Here is a 23,688-nt window from a genome sequence, read left to right on the forward strand (position 1 = left end):
TGAATAACTCCCGGGGTACTCGGCGCTCGGCCCGAGAAGCGGTCAGGCGGACGCGAGGAGTACGGATGACCTCTGGTGAGATGGGCGGCACGGGCGACATGGCGGCGCTGGCCGCGGCACTGCGCGCCGAGGTGGACGGCGAGATCCGCTTCGACGCGGGCAGCCGCGGCGCCTACGCCACCGACGGCTCCAACTACCGGCAGGTGCCCCTCGGTGTCGTCGTCCCGCGCACGGTGGAGGCGGGCGCCCGCGCGGTCGCGGTGTGCGCCCGCTTCGACGCCCCCGTCCTGTCCCGGGGCGGCGGCACCAGCCTGGCCGGGCAGTCCACCAACACCGCGGTGGTGATCGACTGGAGCAAGTACTGCACCGGCCTGATCACCGTGGACGCCGAGCGGCGCACCTGCGTGGTGGAGCCCGGGATCGTCCTCGACGAACTCAACCACCGACTGGCCCGCCACCGGCTCCAGTTCGGACCCAAGCCGTCCACCCACAGCCACTGCGCCCTCGGCGGCATGATCGGGAACAACTCCTGCGGCGCCTCCGCCCAGGCCTATGGCAAGACCGTCGACAACGTCCGGCGCCTGGAGATCCTCACCTACGACGGGCAGCGCGCCTGGGTCGGGCCCACCCCGCCGGCCGAGCGGGCGCGGATCATCGCCGGCGGCGGCCGGCTCGCCGGGATCTACGCCGGCCTCGACCGCATCGCCACCGAATACCTGGCCGACATCCGCCGCGGCTACCCCAGGATCCCGCGCCGGGTCTCCGGCTACAACCTCGACTCCCTGCTGCCCGAGAACGGCTTCGACGTGGCCAGGGCACCCTCGTGACCGTACTGCGCGCCGAACTCGACCTCGTGCCCGTGCCGCCGTACCAGTCGCTGCTCGTCCTCGGCTACGACGACATCTGCGCCGCCGCCGACGACGTCCCCCGCCTCCTGGAGCACTGCTCGCCCACCCAGCTGGAGGCGCTGGACGGGCGCATGGCCCAGCTGATGCGCGAGGAGGGAGCCTACCTCGATTCCCTCAACATCCTTCCCCGGGGCGACAGCTGGCTGATGGTGCAGTACAGCGGCCACAGCCAGGAGGATGTCGACGAGCAGGCCCACGCCCTGCTCCGCGCCGTCGGCCGCGACGAGAAGGACGCGAACATCGCCTTCTCCGACGACCCAGAGCGCGAGCAGAAGATGCTCAAGGCCCGCGAGGCCGGACTCGGCGTCACCGCGCGCCCCCCGGACGACCGGGAGACCTGGGAGGGCTGGGAGGACTCCGCCGTGCCGCCCGAGCGCCTGGGCGACTACCTGCGCGACCTCAAGGGGCTGTTCCAGGAGTTCGACTACGACCACCCCTCCCTGTACGGCCACTTCGGGCAGGGCTGCGTGCACACCCGCATCCCCTTCGGCCTGCGGACCGCCGAGGGCGTCGCCGACTTCCGCCGCTTCCTGGAGCGCGCGGCCGACCTCGTCACCTCCTACGGCGGTTCGCTGTCCGGCGAGCACGGAGACGGGCAGGCCCGGGGCGAACTGCTGACCCGGATGTTCGGCGAACGGCTGGTCACGGCCTTCGGCGAGCTGAAGGCACTCTTCGACCCGGACGACCGGATGAACCCGGGGAAGGTCGTGCGGGCCCAGCCGGTCGACGGGCAGTTGCGCCTCGGCGCCGACTGGCGGCCGGCCACCCCCGACACCCACTTCGGCTTCCCCGACGACGAGCACTCCTTCACCCGCGCGGTGCTGCGCTGTGTGGGCATCGGCAACTGCCGCAGCCACTCGGGCGGGGTGATGTGCCCCTCGTACCGGGCCACCCGGGAGGAGGAGCACTCCACGCGCGGCCGGGCGCGGCTGCTGTTCGAGATGCTCGACGGACACGCCGACTCCGCGATCCGGGACGGCTGGCGCTCCACCGCCGTACGCGACGCGCTCGACCTGTGCCTGGCCTGCAAGGGCTGCAAGTCCGACTGCCCGACCGGCGTCGACATGGCCACCCTCAAGGCGGAGTTCCTCGCGCACCATTACGAGGGCCGCCCCCGGCCCGCCGCGCACTACGCCCTGGGATGGCTGCCGCTCTGGGCCCGGCTGTCCCGCGCCGCGCCGTCCCTGGTCAACTCCGCGCTGCACGCGCCCGGTCTGGCCCGCGCGGGCAAGCTGCTGGCAGGTGTGGACGGGGCCCGTGCGGCGCCCGTGTTCGCCGAGGAGTCCTTCGTGCAGTGGTGGCGGGCCCGCGACGGGGAGCCGCCGGACCCGGCCGACCCGCGCACGGTCCTGCTGTGGCCCGACACCTTCACCACCTACTTCCACCCGGCGGTCGGGCGCGCGGCCGTCCGAGTCCTGGAGGACGCCGGATTCCGGGTCGCCGTCCCGACGGAACCGGTGTGCTGCGGCCTGACCTGGATCTCCACCGGCCAACTCGACACCGCCAAACGGGTGTTGCGACGCACCCTCGGCACGCTCGCGCCCTACCTGGAGGCCGGCACCCCCGTGGTCGGGCTCGAACCGTCCTGCACCGCGGTGTTCCGCGCCGACGCCCCCGAACTGCTCCCCGCGGACCAGGACGTCCAGCGCCTCGCCGGACAGGTCCGCACCTTCGCCGAACAACTCGTGAACCACGCCCCGGACGACTGGCGGCCACCCCGGCTCGCCCGCCGGGCCGTCGTGCAGACCCACTGCCACCAGCACGCCGTCATGAAGGACGACGCCGACCGCGCCCTGATGGAGCGCGCCCACCTCGACGCCGACGTCCTCGACGAGGGCTGCTGCGGACTCGCCGGGAACTTCGGCTTCGAACGCGGCCACCACGAGGTGTCCATGGCCGTCGCCGAACAGGGAGTCCTGCCCGCCGTCCGGGGCGCCGCCCCCGACAGCCTGCTCCTCGCGGACGGCTTCAGCTGCCGCACCCAGATCGAGGAGGGGGGCACCGGCCGCCGCGCCCTGCACCTCGCCGAGGCGCTGGCGTTCGCCCTCGACGGCAACCTGCCGAGCGACCGCCCCGAGCGCCTGGCCGACCGCCCCTCACCGCCATCCCGCGCGGCCCGCTGGGCGACGGCCGCCGCCCTCCCCGCGGGCGCCGCCCTCGGACTGCGCCTGCTGCGGCGCCGCGCCTGAGGAGCCCCGCATGAGCGACCGGCCCGCCATCGACGCGCGCGACACCGCCGTCCGCACCGGGGCCGTGAAGATCGGGGATCGGGAGTCCCGGGAGCCGCCGTACCGACGCGCCGAGCCGTACCCGGTTCCAGGACCATGTCCGCATCGAGCGGCCGCTCCTCGGCGGCGTCCTCCTCACCGAAACGTCACCGAAAAGGGACTCGCCGAGGAGGAACTCACCGAAAAGGAACTCACCGAAGAGGAAAGGGAACCGACCATGTCCACGACCGTCGTCATCACCGGCGCCAGCGCCGGGATCGGCCGCGCCACCGCCCGCCGCTACGGACGGCGCGGCGCCAACGTCGTCCTGGTCGCGCGCGGCGAGGGCGGCCTCAGGGCGGCCGCCGACGAGGTCACGGCGCTCGGCGGCCGCCCCTTCGTCCGGCCCGCCGACATGGCCGACCCGGCGCAGGCGGAGGGCGTCGCGGCGGACGCCGAGCGGGAGTTCGGACCGATCGACGTCTGGATCAACTGCGCCTTCGCGTCCGTCTTCGCGCCGTTCGACGAGATCACGGCGGACGAGTACCGGCGCGTGACCGAGGTGACCTATCTGGGCTTCGTCAACGGCACCCGCGCCGCCCTCGCCCGGATGCTCCCACGCGACCGGGGCACCATCGTGCAGGTCGGCTCCGCGCTCGGTGAACGCTCGATCCCGCTCCAGTCGGCCTACTGCGGGGCCAAGCACGCCGTCAACGGCTTCAGCTCGTCCCTGCGCACCGAACTCCTGCACCGCGGCAGCCGGGTGCACCTCACGATCGCCCAGATGCCCGCCGTCAACACCCCGCAGTTCGACTGGGTCCGCTCCCGCCTGGGCCGGCACCCCATGCCGGTCCCGCCGATCTACCAGCCGGAGGTCGCCGCCCGCGGCGTCGTGTACGCAGCCGACCATCCCCACCGCAAGCAGTACTACATCGGCGGCTCCACCGCCGCCACCATCTGGGCCAACCGCCTCTTCCCCGCCCTCCTCGACCGCTACCTGGCCCGCACCGGCTACGACGCCCAGCAGACCGACCGTGTCCCGCCCACCGGCGACGACAACCTCTTCACCCCCGCCGACCGCGCCCCCGCCGACGACCACGGCGCCCACGGAGCCTTCGACGACGAGGCCCACGCCCACTCCTGGCAGGAGGCCCTCCTGCGCCATCCCGGCACCACCGCCCTCGGCGCGGGCGCGGCCACCCTCGCCGCCGTCGCGGGCGTCCGCCGCCTGACGCGCTCCGCGGCCTAGGCTGGGGCCGTGCGCCTCCTGCTCATGTCCGACACCCACCTGCCCAGGCGCGCCAAGCGGCTCCCGGACGAGCTGCTGGCCGAACTCCCGCGCGCGGACGTCGTGTTCCACGCCGGGGACTGGGTGGACGCCGCCACGCTCGATCTGCTGGAGAGCCGCAGCCGCCGGTTGGTCGGGGTGTACGGCAACAACGACGGGCCCGAGCTGCGCGCGCGCCTGCCCGAGGTGGCGTACGCCGAACTCGGCGGTCTGCGCTTCGGAGTGGTGCACGAGACGGGGGCGGCGCAGGGGCGCGAGACCCGTTGTGCCGCCCGTTTCCCCGACCTGGACGTGCTGGTGTTCGGGCACAGTCACATCCCCTGGGACAGCACGGCGCCCGGCGGGCTGCGGCTGCTCAACCCCGGTTCGCCGACCGACCGCCGCCGCCAGCCCCACTGCACCTATCTGACGGCCGAAGTCCGGGACGGGGCGCTCACCGGGGTGACCCTGCATCGGCTGCCGCGACGGTAGCCCGCGTGCGATCATCGCCGGATGATCTCCAGCGCAGGGATACCCGACGTCGTACCCGCGGGCCGCATGGCCGACGGCGGGCAACCCGTTCTCGATCTCGCCGAGGGCCTAGAGCTGCGGCCCTGGCACCCGGACGACGCCGGTGTGCTGCTCGGTGCCGCGCGGGACCCCTCGATCCGGCAGTGGAACCTGTTCACGGTGGCCGACCACGCCGACGCCCGGCAGCGGATCGCCAGGATGCACGAGCGGTGGCGGGGCGAGACCGGTGCCGTCTGGGCCATCGCCCGCCCCGGCGGCGTCGTGATCGGACTGATCGGGCTCAACGACATCGACCTCGCGGGCGGCGCCGCCGAACTCGTCTACTGGCTGCTGCCCGAGGCCCGCGGCGCCGGTCTCGCCGTCACCGCTACCCGGCGCCTGGCCCGTTGGGCCCTGGACGACCTGGGCCTGCACCGGTTGCGGCTGTGCCACTCCACCCGCAACCCCGCCTCCTGCCGGGTCGCCGAGAAGGCCGGCTTCACCGCCGAGGGCACGATGCGCGGCGCGCTGCTGCACGCGGACGGGTGGCACGACCAGCATCTGCACGCGCGGGTGGCCGGGGACCCCGAGTAGGCGCGGCCCGGCCGTTTTCCGGTACGAGTCGAGGCCGTTTCCCTCACGGGCCGAGACCGCTCGCGCCCGTGCCCCTCGTACCGGTGTTCACCGTGTGGCCCGCGGTTCGAGGGTGCCGGTTCGGCCTGGCTGCCCCAGGTCGTGCCACCGGGGCTCGGTGAGTCCCGTCGGCGGTCCTCACCCGCGCCGCTTGCGCCCGTGGCCCCGCCCGCGTCGCCGCAGCCGCAGCACCACCACGACCAGCGCGGCGAGGGCCGCGGCGATCGGTGCCGCGCGTTTGGCCAGGGGCACCCCGGCGGTGCGCAGGAGGTCCAGTGGGGGCGGTTCCTCCCCGGCACGCCGTGCCTCGGGCGCCCCCGCCCTCCCGGCCCCCGCCGCCTTCCCGGCTCCGGCCGCTTCCCCGGTTCCCGCCGCCTCCTCGCCCATCCCCGCCGCCCCGGTGGCCGCACCGGGCCGCTCCGCCAGCCGGGAGGCCAGGCAGTCGGCGAACTGGCCCACCAGCCGGTCGCCCACCTCCGCCAGCACGCCGCGCCCGAACTGCGCGGGCCGCCCCGTCACCGTGAGGTCGGTCCGCACCGACACCGCCGTACCGCCGTCCCGCTCGGTCAGCGTGCCGGTGACCGTCGCCCTGGCCGTGCCCTGCCCGCGCGTCTCCCGGCCGTTCGCCACCAGCACCATCCGGTGCTCCCGCGCGTCCTGCTCCTCGAACACCGCCGTACCGCGATACGTCACCGTCACCGGGCCGACCTTGACCTTCACCGAGCCGGTCACGGTCTTGCCGTCGTACTCCTCCACCACCGCGCCCGGCAGACACGGCGCGACCCGCTCGATGTCGAGCAGCGCGGGCCAGGCCCGATCGACCGGCACCGGAACGGTGAACTCGTGGTGCATCTCCATGACTTGCTCCTTGGGAAGCGGAAATCGGGAATCAGGGATCAGGAGTCGGGAATCGGCATCGGGGATCAAGGCTCAGCCATCGGGGACCAAGGCTCAGCCCCTGCCACCGGCACCGCCCCGTCACCGACCCCCGCCTTCGGCACCGCACCGGCCTCCGCCCCGCGCACCACCGCCGCGAGCCGTTCCAGCGCCGCCAGGCTGTGCCCCTCGACGAACTCGTCCACACTCGGCAGCGCCGCCGCCATCCCCGCGGCCGTCGGCGCGTAACCCGGACGCGCCTTGCGGGGGTTGGCCCAGACGACCCGGTGCGCCAGCGCGTGCAGCCGGCGCATCTGGGTGCCCAGCAGCGCGGGATCGTCGCGTTCCCAGCCGTCGGACAGCAGCACCACGACCGCGCCGCGCGCCATGCCCCGCTGCCCCCACCGGTTCAGGAACTCGCGCAGCAGCTCGCCCAGCCGGGTGCCGCCGCGCCAGTCGGGCACCGCCGCCGCGACCGCCGCCATCGCCAGGTCCGGGTCGCGATGGGAGAGTTCACGCGTCACCCGGGTGAGCCGGGTGCCGATGGTGAAGACCTCCGCACGGCCACCCCGTACGGCCGCGTGGGCGAAACGCAGCAGCGCGTCCGCGTACGGCGCCATCGAGCCGCTCACGTCCACGAGCAGCACCACCCGGCGCGGCCGGTCCACGCGCGCGTGCCGGCGCAGCCGGGCCGGTTCGCCGCCGCGCCGCAGCAGCTCGCGGACGGTACGGCGCGGGTCCACGTCCCCGCGCCGCGCGGGCCGCCGCCGGGCCGACCGCCGCGCCTCGCCGCGCAGCGCGAACGCCGCGAGCAACCGCTGGAGCTGGGCCCGCTCACCGGCGTCCAGCGTGGCGACGTCACGGTGCCGCAGCACCTCGGTGGAGCTGGCGAGCGCGGCGGTGGGCGGGCCCGACGGGTCGCGTGGGCCGGGGGCACGGCTGCCGTCCGGCACGTCCCTCGCGCGCAGCCGCGGCCGGGGCGGGGGAGGGGTGCGCACCGTCGGCCGCGCGGGGGACCCCTGGACGGTACCGAAGTAGGCGGCGAACACCCGCTCGTACCGCTCCAGATCGTCCGGCCCGCCGCACAGTGTCGCCCGCCCCGCCGCGTACACATCCGCCCGCACGCCGGGCCGCAGCACGGACACCGCGCGCAGGAAGGCGTACGCCCGCTCTGTGCTCGCGTCGACTCCCGCCGCGCGCAACGCCCGTACGAAACCCAGCAGTACGGCGTCGGCCCCCGCCGGTCCCGGACCCGCGAACCCGGCCCCCCGTGCCTCCTCCCGCCCGTCGCCGGTCACAGCGCTCACACTCCTCGCGCCGCCAGTACCGCGGCCAGATCGAGCCCTCTGGCCCGGTCCGTGTCCTCCCGGTACTTCAGGACCGAACCCAGTGTGGAGACCGCGAGTTCCGCGTCGACCTCGGTGGCACCCAGCGCGTCCAGTGCCTCGGCCCAGTCGATGGTCTCCGCGACGCCCGGGGGTTTCACCAGGTCCGCGCCGCGCAGCGCCTGGACGAGCGCGGTGACCTGCTCCGCGAGGCGCGCCGACACTCCCGGCAACCGGCGGCGCACGATGGCGAGTTCACGGGCGAAGCCGGGATGGTCGAACCAGTGGTACAAGCACCGCCGCTTCAGCGCGTCGTGCACCTCACGGGTCCGGTTGGAGGTGAGGACGACCACCGGCGGCACCTCCGCCCGCAGCGTGCCCAGCTCCGGGATCGTCACCGCGTACTCGGACAGCAGCTCCAGCAGGAACGCCTCGAACTCGTCGTCGGCCCGGTCGATCTCGTCCACCAGCAGCACCGACGGCTGCGTCTGCAACGCCTGGAGCAGCGGTCGGGCGATGAGGAAGCGCCGGTCGTACAGCTCGCTCTCCAACCGGTCCGCGTCCTTGACGCCGGCCGCCTCCGCCGCCCGCAGGTGCAGCAGCTGACGCGGGAAGTCCCAGTCGTACAGGGCCTGCGAGGCGTCGATGCCCTCGTGGCACTGCAACCGGATCAGCGGCGCGTCCAGTGCCTCGGCGAGGGCGGAGGCGAGCGCGGTCTTGCCGACGCCCGCGTCGCCCTCGCAGAACAGCGGCCGGTGCAGCCTCAGCGCCAGGTAGCAGGTGACGGCCAGCCCTTCGTCGACGAGGTACCCCGTCTCCTCCAGGCGGGCCCGCACCTGCTCCGGGCCGTCCATCCGGGTGATCGGCGCTCACCCCATCCCGGCCGCGGTCAGCACCGCCCGCTTGGTCAGCACCTGTGCCAGATGCGTCCGGTAGTCGGGCGAGGCCGACGCGTCCTGCCCCGGCTGCGCGCCCTCGGCCGCCGACCGCGCCGCCCGCGTCACCGCCTCCGGCCCGTCGGCACCGGCCAGCGCCGACTCCGCCGCGGCCGCCCGCAGCGGGGTCGCGCCCATGTTGGTCAGGCCGACCCGCGCCTCGGCGATGTGCCCGTTCTCCCGCCGCACCATCGCCGCGACGCCGACGATCGCCCAGGACTGCGCCACCCGGTGGAACTTCTCGTAGTGGAAGCCCCAGCCGTCCGCCTTGGGCACCCGCACCTCCACCAGCACCTCGTCCGGGGCGAGGGCGGACTGGAGGTAGTCGACGAAGAACTCCCGGGCGGGAACCGTGCGTTCGCCGTTCGGGCCGACCGCCACCAGTTCGCCGTCCAGCGCCAGGACGACCGCGGGCAGATCGCCGGCCGGGTCGGCGTGCGCCAGCGAGCCGCCGAGCGTGCCCCGGTGGCGGACCGCGGGGTCGGCGACGGTGGCCGTGGCGGCCGCCAGCAGCCCGGCGTGGCGGCGCACCAGCGGATCGCGGACCACGTCGTGGTGTGTGGTGAGCGCGCCGATGACCAGCGTGTCGCCGTCCTCGCGCACCCCGCGCAGGCCGGGGATCCGGCCCACGTCCACGACGAGTTCGGGGAAGGCGAGGCGCAGCCGCAGGAGCGGCAGCAGGCTCTGGCCGCCGGCCAGCACCTTCGCCTCGTCGCCCGCCTCGCCGAGCAGCCGTACGGCCTCCTCGACGGTCTGCGGACGGGCGTACTCGAATGCCGGGGGAATCATGCCGTCGCCTCCCTCACCGCGCGCCACACCCGTTCGGGGGTGCAGGGCATCCGTACGTCGTCCACGCCGAACGGCCGCAGCGCGTCCACGACGGCGTTGACCACGGCGGGCGTCGAGGCGATCGTCCCGGCCTCCCCGACCCCCTTGACCCCGAGCGCGTTGGACGACGCGGGGGTCTCCGTCCGGTCGGTCACGAACTCCGGCAGGTCGGCGGCCGAGGGCACGAGATAGTCGGCCATGGTGCCGGAGACGAGGTTGCCCTCGTCGTCGTAGACGGCCTCCTCGTACAGCGCCTGCGCGATGCCCTGCGCGAGCCCGCCGTGCACCTGCCCCTCGACGATCATCGGGTTGACCACGTGGCCGACGTCGTCGACGCAGACGTACGACCTGATCTTCGTGTACCCGGTCTCCGTGTCGACCTCGACCGCGCACAGGTGGGTGCCGTGCGGGAAGGAGAAGTTCTCCGGGTCGACCACGTGTTCCGCGTTGATGGACGGTTCCACGCCGTCAGGCAGGTCGTGGTTGGTGAACGCCTCGAAGGCGATCTCCTGGATGGACTTGCGCGCCTCCGGGGAGCCCTTCACGGAGAACACGCCGTCCCGGAACTCCAGGTCCTGCTCGCTCGCCTCCAGCAGGTGCGCGGCGACCCTGCGGGCCTTGTGGACCACCGTGGTCGCCGCCCGGTGCACGGCCTCGCCGCCGACGGCCAGCGACCGCGAACCGTAGGTGTCCATGCCCTGCGGCGAGGACTTGGTGTCGCCGTGCAGCACCTCGACGTCCTCGAACGGCACGCCGAGCACGTCCGCCGCGATCTGGCTCCAGCAGGTCTCGTGGCCCTGCCCGTGCGGGCTGGTGCCGGTGACCACCTCGACCTTGCCGGTGGGCAGCATCCGGATGCTCGCCGCCTCCCAGCCGCCCGCGCCATACCTGAGGTCGCGCAGCACGCGGCTCGGTGCCAGACCGCACATCTCGGTGAACGTGGACACGCCGATGCCGAGGCGTACCGGGTCGCCGCGCTCGTTGCGCCGACGCTGCTCGGCGCGGAGTTCGTCGTAGCCGAACAGGCTCAGGGCCTTCGCGGTCGCCGCCTCGTAGTCGCCGCTGTCATAGGTCAGTCCGGCGATCGTGGTGTACGGGAACTCCTCGCGCCGGATCCAGTTGCGGCGCCGCAGCTCCACCGGGTCCAGGCCCAGTTCGACGGCCAGCTCGTCCATGATCCGCTCGATGGCGAACGTGGCCTCCGGGCGGCCGGCGCCCCGGTAGGCGTCGGTCGGGGTGCGCGTCGTGAAGACGCCGGTGCAGTTGAACTCGTAGGAGTCCATCTTGTAGATCGCCGGGTACATGAACGCGCCCAGGATCGGGATGCCCGGCGTGACCAGCATCAGATAGGCGCCCATGTCCGCGATCAGGTCCACCTTCAGGCCGAGCAGCCGGCCCTCGCGGGTGGCCGCGACCTCGATGTCCTGGATCATGCCGCGCCCGTGGTGCGTGGCGAGATAGCCCTCGGAGCGGGACTCGGTCCACTTCACCGGCCGTCCCAGCCTGCGGGCGACCGCGAGGGCCAGGGCCTCCTCGCCGTACACCTGGAGCTTGGAGCCGAAGCCACCGCCCACGTCCGGGGCGATCACCCGCAGCTTGTGCTCCGGGATCCCGGTGACCGTGGCCAGCATGATCCGCAGGATGTGCGGGATCTGGGTGGCCGAGTACACGGTGTACTCGCCGGAGGCGGCGAGCGGGGTGACGACGACCGCGCGCGGCTCCATCGCGTTGGGGATGAGCCGCTGCTGGTGGTAGCGCCGCTTGACCGTCACCTCGGCGCGCTCGCGCACGGCGTCGAACGGCTCGCCGGTGGTCAGCGGCCAGGTGTAGCAGCGGTTGGTGCCCTTGTCGGAGTGGACCAGCGGGGCGCCCTCGGCCAGCGCCGCCTCCAGGTCGAGCACCGGCGGCAGCGGGTCGTAGTCGACCTCGATCGCCTCCAGCGCGTCGGCCGCCGCGTACCGGTCGCGGGCCACGACGACCGCCACCGGGTCGCCCGCGTAACGGACCTCCTCCACCGCGATCGGCGGATGGTCGGGCAGCACGATGTCCTCCGTCACCGGCCACGCGCAGGGCAGCGAGCCGAGCCCCTCGGCGAGATCCGCGCCGCTGAACGCGGCGAGCACCCCGGGGCGTTCGAGCGCGGGTGCGACATCGACACGGGTGAGGCGGGCGTGCGCCATCGGACTGCGCAGGATGGCCAGGTGCAGCAGCCCGGCGACCTGGATGTTGTCGGTCCAGTTGGTCTGGCCGGTGAGCAGCCGGGCGTCCTCCTTGCGCAGCCGGGAGCGGCCGACCTCCCGCCCGGCCTCGGCCTCGCCCGCTACGGCCTGATCGGTCATGCCGTGACCTCCTCGCTGACCTGCCGTCCGGGGGTGTCCTGTGCACGGGACGCGGGTCCCGAGCCGTCCTGCTGTCCGGACGCGGCGAGCACCGCGCGGACGATGTTCTGGTAGCCGGTGCAGCGGCAGAGGTTGCCCTCCAGGGCCCCGCGCACCTCCTCGGAGGTGGGGTGCGGGTTCTCCCGGAGCATGTCGCGCGCCGCCATGATCATGCCCGGGGTGCAGTAGCCGCACTGGAGTCCGTGGCACTCGTGGAAAGCGCGCTGAAGCGCCGTCCACTCTCCGTCCTTCGCCAGGCCCTGCACCGTGGTCACCGCGCACCCGTCCGCCTGGACGGCCAGCACCGAGCAGCTCTTGGCGGTCGCGCCGTCCAGCTCGACCGTGCACGCCCCGCAGCTGGAGGTGTCGCAGCCGATCGGGGTACCGGTCAGACCGAGGCGGTCGCGCAGATAGTGGGCGAGCAGGAGCCGGGGCTCCACGTCGTCCTCGTAGGTCGTGCCGTCGACATTCACCTTGATGTGGGTCATGCGCCCTCCAGACCGTGCGGGCAGGAGTCGTTATCAGCCGGTCCGGCGTGATGTAGGTCACTCTATGACCGGGGTGTGGACCCGGCGAGCGCTGCGGCACGGATCGGTTGAGGGTTAATCCATTGCCGATGCGGGAGCGCTCTGTGGCGCTGTCCGTATGACGAGCGTTACCCAGCGTCACAGGGGGAGTCCTCGGCCGCACGACCAGGCGGCCCAGGCACCGGGGCCGGCCCCGGTGCCCGGCTCCGGGACGTTCGACGCGCGTGATCGGGCCGGAACTGGTCTGCTGGGGAGGGCGGGCCGTCGTCGCCGCCCGGTCAGGCCGTCCCGGCAGGCGCCGGGGGAGCGGCGGCCGTCGCGCCCGTTCACCCGCGGCCCGGCCGCCTCCCGTCGCTCGCGAACCCTTCTCCGGAGAGATCCATGAGTAGCTATCGAGTCGCCCAAGTGACCGCGGCGAACGGCACGTTCGAGCTGGTCGAGCGCGAGGTGCCGAGGCCCGGCCCCGGTCATGTGCGGATCGCGGTCGAGGCGTGCGGCGTCTGCCACAGCGACGCGCTGTTCGTCAGCGCGGCGGTGCCGGGCGTGACGTTCCCCGAGGTGCCCGGACACGAGATCGCCGGGCGGATCGAGGAACTGGGCGAGGGAGTGGGCGACCGCGGGTGGCAGGCCGGCGACCGGGTGGCCGTGGGCTGGTTCGGCGGCAGCTGCGGCCACTGCCGGGCCTGCCGCGAGGGCGACTTCATCGTGTGCGAGAACCTCAAGGTGCCGGGCTGGGCCTACGACGGCGGCTTCGGCGAGCAGGTGATCGCGCCCGTGGACGCCCTGGCCCGGATCCCCGGCGCGCTGGCCGCGAGCGACGCCGGGCCGCTGGCCTGCGCCGGCGTGACCACGTTCAACGGGCTGCGGCGCAGCGCGGGGCGCCCGGGTGACCTGGTCGCGGTGCTCGGCCTCGGCGGCCTCGGGCACCTGGGGGTGCAGTACGCGGCGGCGATGGGCTTCGAGACGGTCGCGATCGCCCGCGGCCCCCAGAAGGCCGACTTCGCCAAGCGACTCGGCGCCCACCACTACGTCGACAGCACCGCCGCCACCCCGGTCGCCGAGGCGCTCCAGGCCCTCGGCGGCGCCAAGGTCGTCCTCGCCACGGCCGGCAACTCCGAGGCCATCTCCGCCACGGTCGACGGCCTCACCCACCGCGGCGAACTGGTCGTCATCGGCGCGGACGTCGCCCCCCTCGACATCAACCCGAACCAACTCCTCATGGCGGGGCGCGTGGTCCGGGGCCATCCCTCCGGGACCTCGCGGGACATCGAGGACACGATGGCCTTCAGCGTCCTGCACGGCATCCGGCCCATGACGGAGAAGGTGCCGCTCGGGGAGGCGGACGAGGCGTACCGGAAGATGATGTCGGGGGGTGCGAGGTTCCGGATGGTGCTGACCACCGGGTGAACGGGTGACGGTGAGGGGGCCCGGCGGCCAGGGGGCCCGGCGGCCCGGACCGTGAACCGTGCCGGGTGGCCCGTTCCGGGTGGCGGCCGACCGGTGCTCGGTGCCGGCGCGTGTGGTCCGGGTTCCTGCTTCCTCGGGCGGTCTCGGGCTCCCCGGCGGTGGTCCCGGCCGTCGTCTTCGTCCGGTGCTCGGTGCCGGCGTGTGTGGTCCGGGTTCCTGCTTCCTCAGGCCGCCTCGGGCTCCCCGGCCGCGGCCTCCGCCGCCGTCACCGTCTGCTCCAGCAGCGTGGCGATCGTCATCGGGCCGACGCCGCCCGGCACCGGGGTGATCAGCGAGGCACGCTCGACGGCCGAGTCGAAGTCGACGTCGCCGACGTTCCCGGCGTTGTAGCCGGCGTCGATCACGACCGCGCCGGGCTTGATGTCCTGCCCCCGGATCAGCCGCGGCCGGCCGACCGCCGCGACGACGATGTCGGCCTCGCGGACCGCCGCCGACAGATCCCGGGTGCGCGAGTGGCAGTACGTCACCGTCGCGTCCCTGGCCAGGAGGAGCATGCCCACGGGCTTGCCGAGGATCGCGCTGCGGCCCACCACCACGGCCCGCTTACCGGCCGGGTCGACCCCGTACTCGTCCAGCAGCCGCAGGATGCCGCCCGGCGTGCAGGAGACGAAGCCCGGCAGGCCGAAGCTCATGGTGGCGAAGGAGGCGAACGTGACCCCGTCGACGTCCTTCTCCGGCGCGATCGCCTCGAACGCGGCCCGCTCGTCGACGTGGTCGCCCACCGGATGCTGGAGCAGGATCCCGTGCACCGTCGGATCGGCCGACAACTCCCGCAGGGTACCCACGAGTTCGGCGGTGGTCGTGCTGGCGGGCAGGGCCACGTGCCGGGAGGTGATGCCCGCCTTGCGACAGCGGTTCTGCTTCATCCGGACGTAGGTCACGGACGCCGGGTCCTCGCCGACCAGCACGGTCGCGAGGCAGGGCGCGACGCCGGTCCGCGCGGTGAGTTCCGCGGCCCTGCGCGCGGTGTCCTCGACGATGCGGCGGGCGAGGGCGGTTCCGTCCATGAGACGGGCCTGGGTCATGCGGCACACTCCTGAGCTGGATCGATTCTCTCGCCCAGGCGCGCGGCAACCACCACGGACCGCTCCCCGGTGGTTCTCCACCTCAGCGCCAGTCACGGCCCGCGTACAGCGTAACCGAGGCGCGCACGGCGCCGAGGCCCGGCCGTCACCACACCCACGTCCGCTCCGCTACGACGTCCGGGCCCGCGCCCCGCCGCGCCGAGCCCCCGCCTTCCGGCGCCGATCCCGCGACCAAGGGCGAAGACCGGCCTCGGCTCACGTCCCGGCGCGTCCCGCCGCGTCGGGAGGGCCGCTTCACCGCGCCCCGCCGCGCCGCCGACGGGGGACCCGCGGCAGCGCGGTACGCGGCCGCACCCGCGCCGACTTCAGCACCGACCGCACCACCGCCGTCGTCACCGGCACACTCGCCGCCGACACCGGCCCCCGGCGCCGAGGCCGCGCCCGTCCCACCATCGCTCGGGCCGAGAAAGTCCAGGTCAGCCGCGAGCTGACCTGGATCCTGGCGAATCTCCTGCCTATTCGTCCCATGCCTGGATCAGAATCTGCTCGGCGATCTTCCCGTCCCGCAGCGTGATCATGGACTCGGCGAGGACGCGGGTGCCGTCCCCGTACTGGCAGGACTCGGTGAACGCGGCGTGGTCGCCCTGCACCACGCACCGTTCCAGCTTGTGGATCATGTCGCGGCGGTAGATGTCGTCGAGCATCTCGGCGATCTCGCCACGGCCGTGCAGGACCTTGGGGTGGCTGGGCTGGGTGTTGCGGTCGACGATGCGGATCTCCGCGTCGTCCGCGTACAGGGCCAGCAGTGTGTTCCCGGTGTTCCCCTCGATGCCTCGACGCAGTGCCTCGGTGTCGAAGCCAGAGCCTGTCGCGGTGCCCATGGTGACCTCCTTCAGGCGCTCGCGGCCCGGCGCGCGGCGGACCGTGCGGGCCCCGTCTTCGAGCGTCCTCCGGCCCGGCGGCCTCGGCAAGCGCACGGGACGCGCTCCGCCTCACGGGTGAGCGGGGGCCGCCGCCCGTGTCCGGCCCGGGGCGCGGGCGTTGCTGAGAGCATGATCTCAACACGCCGTATCGTCGCCGTCCTCGGTCTCGCCGCCGGGGTCACGGGCCTGGCCGCGCCCCTCGCCAACGCGGCGGACGCGAGCGCCGCGCACACCGGGCGGATCAACCCCATGACCACGCTGGACACGCTCGCCGCCGGGGGTCTCCCGGCCGCACAGCAGGCGGAGATGCCCGCGGTCTCCGAACAGCTCAAGGCCCTGAACCAGGTCAGCGAACTCAACAAGCTCAGCGAACTCCACCAGGTCACCGACATCGTGGCCCCGGTCACGGGCCTGTTGCCGGCCGTCCAGGCCTGAGCCGGCGCCTCACGCCGGCGCGTTCCCGGGTCCCGGGCCGCCGCCCGCCTCCAGCACCGCCCAGTCCCTGGCCACGGCGTAGGCCGAGCCCGGGGCGGAGGCGGTGCCCGGCGGGAGGCAGCCGGGGAGCGCGCGGGTGAGGGTGTCCTCCGGGCCCAGCTCCAGCCAGGTGCGCACCCCGTTGCGGTGCAGCAGGGCGACTGCATCGGCGAACCGCCGGGTCGGTGGGCCCGGCAGCCAGAACCCCGGCTCGATCGCCTCGGCGGTCACCGGGCGGGCGGTGACGTCGGAGACGAGGGGGATCCGCGGCGGGCAGAGGCGGAGCGCGGCGAGCGCACGGCCGCAGGCGGCGAGGGCCGACCGCGGTGGCGCCTCGCCCGGGGCACCGCCCGGCAACCGGGCCAGCGCCCCGACCACATGGCAGGCGTCCGCGAACGAGAGGACCCCGGCGGCGTGCGCGGCGGCCATCCGCCCCGCCGCATGCCCGAACAGGACATCGGGCCGCACGCCCCAGCTCCGCAGCAGCCGGTACTGCGCCACCTGGAGCGCGAAGAGCGCGGGGCCGGCGAACGGCGCCCGCCCCAGCAGCGCCGACGTCCGGGTGCCGGGATCCGCGAACATCACGCGTTTCAGAGGCAGTTGGAGATAGGGATCGAGGCGCGCGCACAGCCCGTCCAACGTCTCGGCGAACAGCGGGTGAGCCGCCGCGAGTTCACGGACCGTCCCGGGGCCCGGCGAGGCGCCGGCCGAGAACAGGAATGCGACACGTCCCTCGCGGCCATCGGCGAACATGCCTCCATGCAGGCACGGCCGGGTAAGGGAACACACCGGGCGGGTTCCCGCACCGCGCAAAGGAATCGCCATCATCGGACGTCGTCGGCGGGCGCGTTCTTGCGCGATTCACAAGAAGCCCCGGGCGCCGGGCGGGTGGGCGAGGAGCTGCCGCCGGGAAGGCCGCCGGACGGCGGCATGGGCACCGCCCCCCGGCCGCGCCGGATCGGGCACCGCGCCACCCGGCCGCCGCACCCGCCGTGACGTACCCGCGAGGGCCCGGCCGCCCTGCCGGAGGCGACACGCGGCGGTGCCGGGACCGAGCCGGAGGCGGCGGAGCCCGAGGCGTCCCGGTACGCCGCCGAAGACCGGCCGTCGCCCCCGCACGCCGCCGAGGCGGGCGAGCGCCGCGACGGCGGCGACAGCGAGGGCGAATCCCTGGTCAGGAAGGTACGCACGGTGGTGCGTCCCTGTGAGACCGCGCCGTTCGGTGACGCTCACGAACCTGCCGCCCGCCGCCACCGTGCCGCCCGCGACCGGCTGCCGGAGCCGCACCGCCGCGTCCGTGACTGCCCACCGGGGGAAAGATCCACGATCACCGCCGTGGCCCGTCCCGCCGCCGATCGGACGCGCGTAGGGTCTGCACCGTAAGCACTCGATGGAAGGAACCAGACCATGGCGCAGGAAGTACGCGGCGTGATCGCACCGGGCAAGGACGAGCCCGTACGAGTCGAGACGATCGTGGTGCCCGATCCGGGGCCGGGCGAGGCCGTCGTACGCGTCCAGGCCTGCGGCGTCTGCCACACCGATCTGCACTACAAGCAGGGCGGCATCTCCGACGACTTCCCCTTCCTCCTCGGCCATGAGGCCGCCGGTGTCGTGGAGTCGGTCGGCGACGGCGTCACCGAGGTGGCGCCCGGCGACTTCGTGGTCCTCAACTGGCGTGCGGTGTGCGGCAACTGCCGGGCCTGTCTGCGCGGGCGCCCCTGGTACTGCTTCAACACCCACAACGCGAAGCAGAAGATGACCCTCGCCTCCACCGGCCAGGAACTCTCCCCCGCCCTCGGCATCGGCGCGTTCGCCGAGAAGACCCTCGTCGCCGCCGGTCAGTGCACCAAGGTCGACCCGTCCGTCTCCCCGGCGGTCGCGGGCCTGCTGGGCTGCGGCGTGATGGCGGGCATCGGCGCCGCCATCAACACCGGCGAGGTCGGCCGGGGCGACTCGGTCGCCGTCATCGGGTGCGGCGGCGTCGGCGACGCGGCCGTCGCGGGCGCCCACCTCGCGGGCGCGGCGAAGATCATCGCCGTGGACATCGACGACCGCAAGCTGGAGAAGGCCCGCGCCCTGGGCGCCACCCACACCGTCAACTCCCGGCAGAGCGACCCGGTCGAGGCCGTCCGCGAGCTGACCGGCGGCTTCGGCGCCGACGTCGTCATCGAGGCGGTCGGCCGCCCGGAGACGTACAAGCAGGCCTTCTACGCCCGTGACCTCGCCGGCACCGTCGTCCTCGTCGGCGTGCCCACCCCCGAGATGAAGCTCGAACTGCCCCTGCTGGACGTCTTCGGCCGCGGCGGCGCCCTGAAGTCCAGCTGGTACGGCGACTGCCTGCCCTCCCGCGACTTCCCGATGCTCATCGACCTGCATCTGCAAGGCAGGCTGCCGCTCGACGCGTTCGTCACCGAGACCATCCGACTGGACGAGGTGGAGAAGGCGTTCGAGCGCATGCACCAGGGCGACGTACTGCGCTCGGTGGTGGTGCTCTGATGACCGCCCGTATCGAACGGCTCGTCACCTCGGGCCAGTTCACCCTCGACGGCGGCACCTGGGACGTCGAGAACAACGTCTGGATCGTCGGCGACGACCATGAGGCGATCGTCATCGACGCCGCCCATGACGCCGAAGCCATCGTCCGGGCCGTCGGCGACCGGCGGCTCACCGCCATCGTGTGCACGCACGCCCACAACGACCACATCGACGCGGCGCCCGAACTGGCCGACCGCACCGGCGCGGTCATCTGGCTGCACCCCGACGACCTGACGCTGTGGCGGATGACCCACCCCGACCGCGAACCGGACCGGCTCCTCGTGGACGACCAGGTCATCGAGGCGGCCGGCGCCGACCTCACCGTGCTGCACACCCCCGGGCACGCGCCCGGCGCGGTCTGCCTCTACGACCCCGGTCTCGGCGCCGTCTTCACCGGCGACACCCTTTTCCAGGGCGGACCCGGTGCCACCGGCCGCTCCTTCTCGCACTTCCCGACGATCATCGAGTCCATCCGCGAGAAGCTGCTCACCCTCCCGCCCGAGACCAAGGTCCTCACCGGTCACGGCGACTCCACGACCATCGGCGCCGAGGCGCCCCACCTGGAGGAATGGATCAAACGCGGGCACTGAGCCCCGGCCCGTGCATAGGGTCACGGTCATGACCAAGAACACAGTCGTGACCCTGCACGGCACCCGTGTCCTGCGCTGCGCTCCCGACGGCCCGCCGCTGGACGGCGAGAGCGCGGCGCTGGACCTGATCGGCGACGCCTACGGGCAGGACGCCCAGCTGGTCGAGGTGCCCGTGGCGCGGATCGCGGAGGATTTCTTCCGGCTGCGGTCGGGCGTCGCGGGCGCCGTCGTCCAGAAGTTCGCGAACTACCGGGTGCGGCTCGCCGTCGTCGGTGACATGGCGGCCCACATCGACGCGAGCGACGCCCTGCGCGACTTCGTGCGCGAGGCCGACCAGGGCGACCAGCTGTGGTTCCTGACGGACAGCGACGCCCTCGCCGAGCGGCTCGCCCGGTAGAGATCGATCCGCGCCGCGAAACCCGACAGAAGATGTCCGGCTTCCGCGTGACGCTGAGGGACGACAGCACACGCACGGCGCACGGGAGGCCGGACATGTCGGAACCGATCGAGGGCAAGGTCGCACTGGTCGCGGGGGCGACCAGGGGCGCGGGACGGGGCATCGCCGTCGAACTGGGCGCGGCCGGCGCCACCGTCTACGTCACCGGCCGCAGCACCCGCGCCCGGCGCTCCGAGTACGACCGCCCCGAGACCATCGAGGACACCGCCGACCTCGTCACCGCGGCCGGCGGCCACGGCATCGCCGTACCCGTCGACCACCTGCGGCCGTCCGCCGTACGCGACCTGGTGGACCGCATCGCGGACGAACAGGGCCGCCTGGACGTCCTCGTCAACGACATCTGGGGCGGCGAGAAGCTCTTCGAGTGGGACACCCCCGTCTGGGAGCACGACCTCGACAACGGGCTCAGGCTCCTCCGCCTCGCGGTCGAGACCCACGCCGTCACCAGCCACTTCGCGCTCCCGCTGCTGCTGCGCCGGCCCGGCGGCCTGGTCGTGGAGGTCACCGACGGCACCGCCGCCTACAACCGGGACACCTACCGGGTGAACTTCTTCTACGACCTCGCCAAGAACGCCGTCCTGCGCATGGCCTTCGCCCTCGGCCATGAACTCGGCCCGCGCGGCGCCACCGCCGTCGCCCTCACCCCCGGCTGGATGCGCTCGGAGCTGATGCTGGACCTGTACGGCGTCCGCGAGGACAACTGGCGCGAAGTCCTCGACCGCGAACCGCACTTCGCCATCTCGGAGACCCCGCGCTTCACCGGCCGGGCGGTCGCCGCGCTGGCCGCCGACCCCGCCGTGGCCCGCTTCAACGGGCAGTCCCTCTCCAGCGGCGGCCTCGCCCGGGAGTACGGCTTCACGGACCTCGACGGCAGCCGCCCCGACGCCTGGCGCTATCTGGTCGAGGTCCAGGACGCGGGCCGCCCGGCGGACACCACCGGCTACCGCTGACCGGGAGTCCGAGCGGACCGCCACGGCGGGTGTGGCGGGAGTCCGGCCTCGGTGCGGAGGCGTTCGAGCATGGTCCGTGTCCCGGTCCCGCAGCGGTTGCCCCGGCTCCCGCTCGGTCGAGGAACGGGGCAAGCACCGGACATCGCCGCGCGCACCGCTGCCGAACGACTCGAACTGGCCAAATCTTCCGATGCCTTGGCTCCCGCACGGCGGGACGCGCCCGGTCCGTGCGCGGGCCGCCGCGTGCGGGAGGCCGTGGGGCACATGTCGATGGGGTTCCGGTACCCGACGGCGAAGACGCTGGTGGAGCCGGTCAGGGAGCGCGGCAGCGTGGGCCGGACGACCGACCGGCTCGCCCGCCGGTACGTGGCCGCTCGCCCGGCCCGCGACCTCGTCGGCTCTCTGCGCACGCACACCCACCACCCCTGGGAGCCGCCGCTCGGCGGCCCGGCCGCGGCCCTCGGACACGACGTCGTCCGCGGCCTCGACGTCACCGTCGCCCTGGGCGTGGACCGGAGGATCCCGAGGACCGGCTGCGGATCCTCCTCGGCGCGCTCGACCGGCGCGCCTTCCGGCTCTTCGGCACCGACCTCACCGGCGTCGGGCCGTGCCCGACTACCTCGACCGGTCCTTCGGCACCGGCGCGCCCGCACCGGAGTGCCCAGCCCCTGCTGCTCGTCCCACGGCCGCAGGCCCCCCAGCGGCCGGCTCCGTCGTGAGGAAGTTCACCGTTTCGTCACAGCGTGACCAGAACCACAACCCTGGCGTGCCCGCTCGGGTCTACTTGTCCGAGATCGTGGGAATCGCGCACGAAAACACCCGCGAACCGGGGACAAGGAGAAGAGCCCTCATGGGGGACATACGTAGACGAGGTGTCGTCGCCCTCGGCCTGACCGGCCTGGTGGCGCCGCTCACACTCGCCCTCACCGCGGCACCGGCCCAGGCCGCGAGCTACTGCACCGCCTCGACGGGCCCGTACCAGAAACAGGTGGAGAAGTTCCTCGGCCGGCCGGTCGACGGCCGCCAGTCCGCCGCCGACTGCAAGGCCATCCGCTCCTTCCAGGCCAAGCACGGCATCACGCCGACCATCGGCTACGCCGGGCCCGTCACCTGGGGCGTCATGGACCTGATGAACCAGCAGAAGGCCATCGGCAAGAACCCGAACAAGAGCGGCAAGTGCCCGGTGAACAAGGGCCGCATCGCCTGTGTGGACCTGACGCACCAGCTCAGCTGGATCCAGGACGGCAAGAAGCTCGTCTACGGTCCCGTGCCCGTGCGTACCGGCCGCAAGGGGTACGTCACCCGCACCGGCCTCACGAAGGTCTACTGGCGTGACCTCCATCATGTCTCGACCCTCTACGACGTGCCGATGCCCTACAGCCAGTTCTTCAACGGCGGCGAGGCCTTCCACTCGGTGGGCCTGAGCATGTGGAACCCGCCGGGCTCGCACGGCTGCGTCAACATGACCCCCAAGGACGCCAAGAAGTACTGGTCGCTGCTGCGGACGGGCGACGATGTCTTCGTGTACGGCCGCAAGCCCGGCACCTGAGCGTCCGATCGTCCGCGCGTGCTCCGCGCGCGTTCCGAGCGGGCGTCGCGTCGTCGCTCACCCTCGCCCGGCGGTTCCGGTACGGCCGCCGGGTGAGGGTCGGGTGTGAACTCCCGCACACCGCTTGACACATTGACGTGATGAGTAACACGGTCCGAAATGTCCGCATTCGGGGGTACTTGCTCACAGCGCCTTCACTTCGATCGGCATATGCTTCACAGCATGTCCACCACTCTTGAAGCCGCCTCCGAGCGATCGGCCGCGGAGGTCAACGAGGAGATCCGGGCGCTGTGGCGCCGATCGGGCGGGACGCTGACCACCGAGCAGCGCAAGCAGTACCAGCGCCTCGTGATGGAATGGGCCGCCGCGGCCCCACGGCCGTACCGGGAAGTCTGACCTCGCGACGCGAACCCGCGACCCCGACCGGGAGTCGCGGGTCCACGGACCGTCCTCAGCCCTTGCGGGCCACCCCGCCGAACATCGCGACCTCCTCCGGCGCGGCCCCGTTGTCGTGCTCCGGGCGCCAGCGCGAGCAGGAGACCACGCCGGGCTCCAGCAGCTCCAGACCGTCGAAGAAACGCGCCACGTCCGCGGGCCTGCGCTGGGTCAGCTTGGGCGTGCCGTGCTCGTTCCAGAACTTCACCGCCTCGTCCACGTCCGGCATCGCGGGGTGCGTGACCGTGTGCGACAGCACGAGGTGGCTGCCCGCCGGGAGCCGGTCCATCAGCTGGCGCACCAGCCCGTACGCCTTCTCGTCCTCCTCGATGAAGATGACCACGCCGAGCAGCATCAACGCGACCGGCTCGCTGAAGTCCAGGGTCTTCGCGGCGTGTTCGAGGATCGCGTCCACATTGCGCAGGTCCTCGTCCAGGTAGTCGGTGCGGCCCTCCGGGGTACTCGTCAGCAGGGCGCGCGCGTGCGCCAGGACCAGCGGGTCGTTGTCGACGTACACGATCCGCGACTCCGGCGCGATGCGCTGGGCCACCTCGTGCGTGTTGTCGGCGCTGGGCAGCCCGGTGCCGACGTCCAGGAACTGCCGGATGCCCACGTCCTTGACCAGATGCCGCACGGCCCGCCCCAGGAACAGCCGGTCGGCGCGCGCGTACTCCCCGATGCCCGGGTGCAGTTGGCGGATCTGGTCGCCGGCCGCCCGGTCGACCTCGTAATTGTCCTTGCCGCCGAGCCAGTAGTTCCAGATCCGCGCCGTGTGCGGCTGGCTGGTGTTGATACGGGCGCGCAGCGACACCGCCACGTCGTTGGTGGCTGCGGGGTTGTCGGTCACGTGCGTCAGCTCCTGGGTGCCTGGAGGAGTAGTTCAACCTTC

Annotated in this window: 21 protein-coding genes, 1 pseudogene and 1 riboswitch; of the genes and pseudogenes, 12 read left to right on the forward strand and 10 right to left on the reverse strand. The window is 73.4% G+C overall.

The window, feature by feature from the left end; translation table 11 throughout:
- The first annotated feature begins 65 nt into the window (after positions 1 to 65).
- The 4 genes and pseudogenes from QSK45_RS27720 (at position 66) to QSK45_RS27735 (ending at position 5,486) form a co-directional block, all read left to right on the forward strand.
- Positions 66 to 3,097 (forward strand): annotated as a pseudogene (locus QSK45_RS27720) (FAD-binding and (Fe-S)-binding domain-containing protein).
- Positions 3,098 to 3,353: 256 nt separating this feature from the next.
- Positions 3,354 to 4,364 carry an SDR family oxidoreductase gene (locus QSK45_RS27725; protein ID WP_285561622.1) on the forward strand — a complete coding sequence of 337 codons (1,011 nt, stop codon included), beginning with the start codon at positions 3,354 to 3,356 and terminating at the stop codon, positions 4,362 to 4,364.
- 9 nt (positions 4,365 to 4,373) lie between these two features.
- Positions 4,374 to 4,874 carry a metallophosphoesterase family protein gene (locus QSK45_RS27730; RefSeq protein WP_285561623.1) on the forward strand — a complete coding sequence of 167 codons (501 nt, stop codon included), beginning with the start codon at positions 4,374 to 4,376 and terminating at the stop codon, positions 4,872 to 4,874.
- A 21-nt stretch (positions 4,875 to 4,895) separates the two neighbouring features.
- Positions 4,896 to 5,486 carry a GNAT family N-acetyltransferase gene (locus QSK45_RS27735; RefSeq protein WP_285561624.1) on the forward strand — a complete coding sequence of 197 codons (591 nt, stop codon included), beginning with the start codon at positions 4,896 to 4,898 and terminating at the stop codon, positions 5,484 to 5,486.
- Between the two features lie 177 nt (positions 5,487 to 5,663).
- Here the strand turns inward: QSK45_RS27735 and QSK45_RS27740 are convergent, their stop codons facing one another.
- From QSK45_RS27740 to QSK45_RS27765, 6 genes are all read right to left on the reverse strand, one after another.
- On the reverse strand, positions 5,664 to 6,383 hold the full coding sequence (locus tag QSK45_RS27740; protein ID WP_285561625.1) for an SRPBCC family protein: 720 nt from the start codon (positions 6,381 to 6,383) through the stop codon (positions 5,664 to 5,666).
- A gap of 65 nt (positions 6,384 to 6,448) precedes the next feature.
- Positions 6,449 to 7,699: a vWA domain-containing protein gene (locus QSK45_RS27745; protein ID WP_285561626.1), complete on the reverse strand. Its 1,251-nt coding sequence runs from the start codon at positions 7,697 to 7,699 to the stop codon at positions 6,449 to 6,451.
- 5 nt (positions 7,700 to 7,704) lie between these two features.
- Complete coding sequence (locus tag QSK45_RS27750; protein ID WP_285561627.1) at positions 7,705 to 8,580, reverse strand: AAA family ATPase; 876 nt, start codon at positions 8,578 to 8,580, stop codon at positions 7,705 to 7,707.
- Between the two features lie 15 nt (positions 8,581 to 8,595).
- Positions 8,596 to 9,450: an FAD binding domain-containing protein gene (locus QSK45_RS27755; RefSeq protein WP_285561628.1), complete on the reverse strand. Its 855-nt coding sequence runs from the start codon at positions 9,448 to 9,450 to the stop codon at positions 8,596 to 8,598.
- Positions 9,447 to 11,828, reverse strand: a complete 2,382-nt coding sequence (locus QSK45_RS27760) for a xanthine dehydrogenase family protein molybdopterin-binding subunit (RefSeq protein WP_285561629.1) — start codon at positions 11,826 to 11,828, stop codon at positions 9,447 to 9,449. The genes QSK45_RS27755 and QSK45_RS27760 overlap by 4 nt, the downstream gene beginning before the upstream one ends.
- Complete coding sequence (locus QSK45_RS27765; RefSeq protein ID WP_285561630.1) at positions 11,825 to 12,355, reverse strand: (2Fe-2S)-binding protein; 531 nt, start codon at positions 12,353 to 12,355, stop codon at positions 11,825 to 11,827. Before QSK45_RS27765 ends, QSK45_RS27760 begins: the two co-directional genes overlap by 4 nt.
- Positions 12,356 to 12,775: 420 nt before the next feature.
- Here QSK45_RS27765 and QSK45_RS27770 point away from each other — a divergent pair, with 420 nt between their 5' ends.
- Entirely contained in the window at positions 12,776 to 13,801 is a 1,026-nt protein-coding gene (locus tag QSK45_RS27770) for an alcohol dehydrogenase catalytic domain-containing protein (protein ID WP_285561631.1), read from the forward strand.
- Positions 13,802 to 14,025: 224 nt separating this feature from the next.
- Here the strand turns inward: QSK45_RS27770 and QSK45_RS27775 are convergent, their stop codons facing one another.
- On the reverse strand, positions 14,026 to 14,886 hold the full coding sequence (locus tag QSK45_RS27775; protein WP_285561632.1) for a bifunctional 5,10-methylenetetrahydrofolate dehydrogenase/5,10-methenyltetrahydrofolate cyclohydrolase: 861 nt from the start codon (positions 14,884 to 14,886) through the stop codon (positions 14,026 to 14,028).
- 25 nt (positions 14,887 to 14,911) lie between these two features.
- Positions 14,912 to 14,992, reverse strand: a riboswitch (ZMP/ZTP riboswitch).
- Positions 14,993 to 15,401: 409 nt separating this feature from the next.
- A complete protein-coding gene (locus QSK45_RS27780) occupies positions 15,402 to 15,767 on the reverse strand; it encodes a nuclear transport factor 2 family protein (RefSeq protein ID WP_285561633.1) in 366 nt (121 codons plus the stop codon).
- A gap of 171 nt (positions 15,768 to 15,938) precedes the next feature.
- Between QSK45_RS27780 and QSK45_RS27785 the strand changes: the two genes are divergently transcribed.
- Positions 15,939 to 16,244: a hypothetical protein gene (locus tag QSK45_RS27785; RefSeq protein ID WP_285561634.1), complete on the forward strand. Its 306-nt coding sequence runs from the start codon at positions 15,939 to 15,941 to the stop codon at positions 16,242 to 16,244.
- Positions 16,245 to 16,253: 9 nt separating this feature from the next.
- Here the strand turns inward: QSK45_RS27785 and QSK45_RS27790 are convergent, their stop codons facing one another.
- Positions 16,254 to 17,036, reverse strand: a complete 783-nt coding sequence (locus tag QSK45_RS27790; protein ID WP_285561635.1) for an acyltransferase domain-containing protein — start codon at positions 17,034 to 17,036, stop codon at positions 16,254 to 16,256.
- A 654-nt stretch (positions 17,037 to 17,690) separates the two neighbouring features.
- On the opposite strand from QSK45_RS27790, the gene QSK45_RS27795 reads away from it, so the two are divergent.
- The 6 genes from QSK45_RS27795 (at position 17,691) to QSK45_RS27820 (ending at position 22,760) form a co-directional block, all read left to right on the forward strand.
- Complete coding sequence (locus tag QSK45_RS27795; protein ID WP_285561636.1) at positions 17,691 to 18,779, forward strand: S-(hydroxymethyl)mycothiol dehydrogenase; 1,089 nt, start codon at positions 17,691 to 17,693, stop codon at positions 18,777 to 18,779.
- Positions 18,779 to 19,408 carry an MBL fold metallo-hydrolase gene (locus QSK45_RS27800; protein ID WP_285561637.1) on the forward strand — a complete coding sequence of 210 codons (630 nt, stop codon included), beginning with the start codon at positions 18,779 to 18,781 and terminating at the stop codon, positions 19,406 to 19,408. Before QSK45_RS27795 ends, QSK45_RS27800 begins: the two co-directional genes overlap by 1 nt.
- 28 nt (positions 19,409 to 19,436) lie before the next feature.
- Positions 19,437 to 19,805: a DUF4180 domain-containing protein gene (locus QSK45_RS27805; protein ID WP_285561638.1), complete on the forward strand. Its 369-nt coding sequence runs from the start codon at positions 19,437 to 19,439 to the stop codon at positions 19,803 to 19,805.
- Between the two features lie 95 nt (positions 19,806 to 19,900).
- The gene (locus QSK45_RS27810; protein WP_285561639.1) at positions 19,901 to 20,815 is read left to right on the forward strand and encodes an SDR family oxidoreductase; all 915 of its coding nucleotides are present in this window, start codon (positions 19,901 to 19,903) and stop codon (positions 20,813 to 20,815) included.
- Positions 20,816 to 21,665: 850 nt separating this feature from the next.
- Positions 21,666 to 22,364 carry a L,D-transpeptidase family protein gene (locus tag QSK45_RS27815; protein WP_285561640.1) on the forward strand — a complete coding sequence of 233 codons (699 nt, stop codon included), beginning with the start codon at positions 21,666 to 21,668 and terminating at the stop codon, positions 22,362 to 22,364.
- 210 nt (positions 22,365 to 22,574) lie between these two features.
- The gene (locus tag QSK45_RS27820; protein WP_285561641.1) at positions 22,575 to 22,760 is read left to right on the forward strand and encodes a hypothetical protein; all 186 of its coding nucleotides are present in this window, start codon (positions 22,575 to 22,577) and stop codon (positions 22,758 to 22,760) included.
- Between the two features lie 55 nt (positions 22,761 to 22,815).
- Here the strand turns inward: QSK45_RS27820 and QSK45_RS27825 are convergent, their stop codons facing one another.
- Positions 22,816 to 23,646 (reverse strand): SAM-dependent methyltransferase, encoded by an 831-nt coding sequence (locus tag QSK45_RS27825; RefSeq protein WP_285561642.1) that lies wholly within the window; start codon positions 23,644 to 23,646, stop codon positions 22,816 to 22,818.
- Between the last annotated feature and the right edge of the window lie 42 nt (positions 23,647 to 23,688).

Origin of the sequence: Streptomyces hygroscopicus subsp. hygroscopicus (assembly GCF_030269125.1) — a bacterium.
Lineage (GTDB): Bacteria > Actinomycetota > Actinomycetes > Streptomycetales > Streptomycetaceae > Streptomyces > Streptomyces hygroscopicus_C.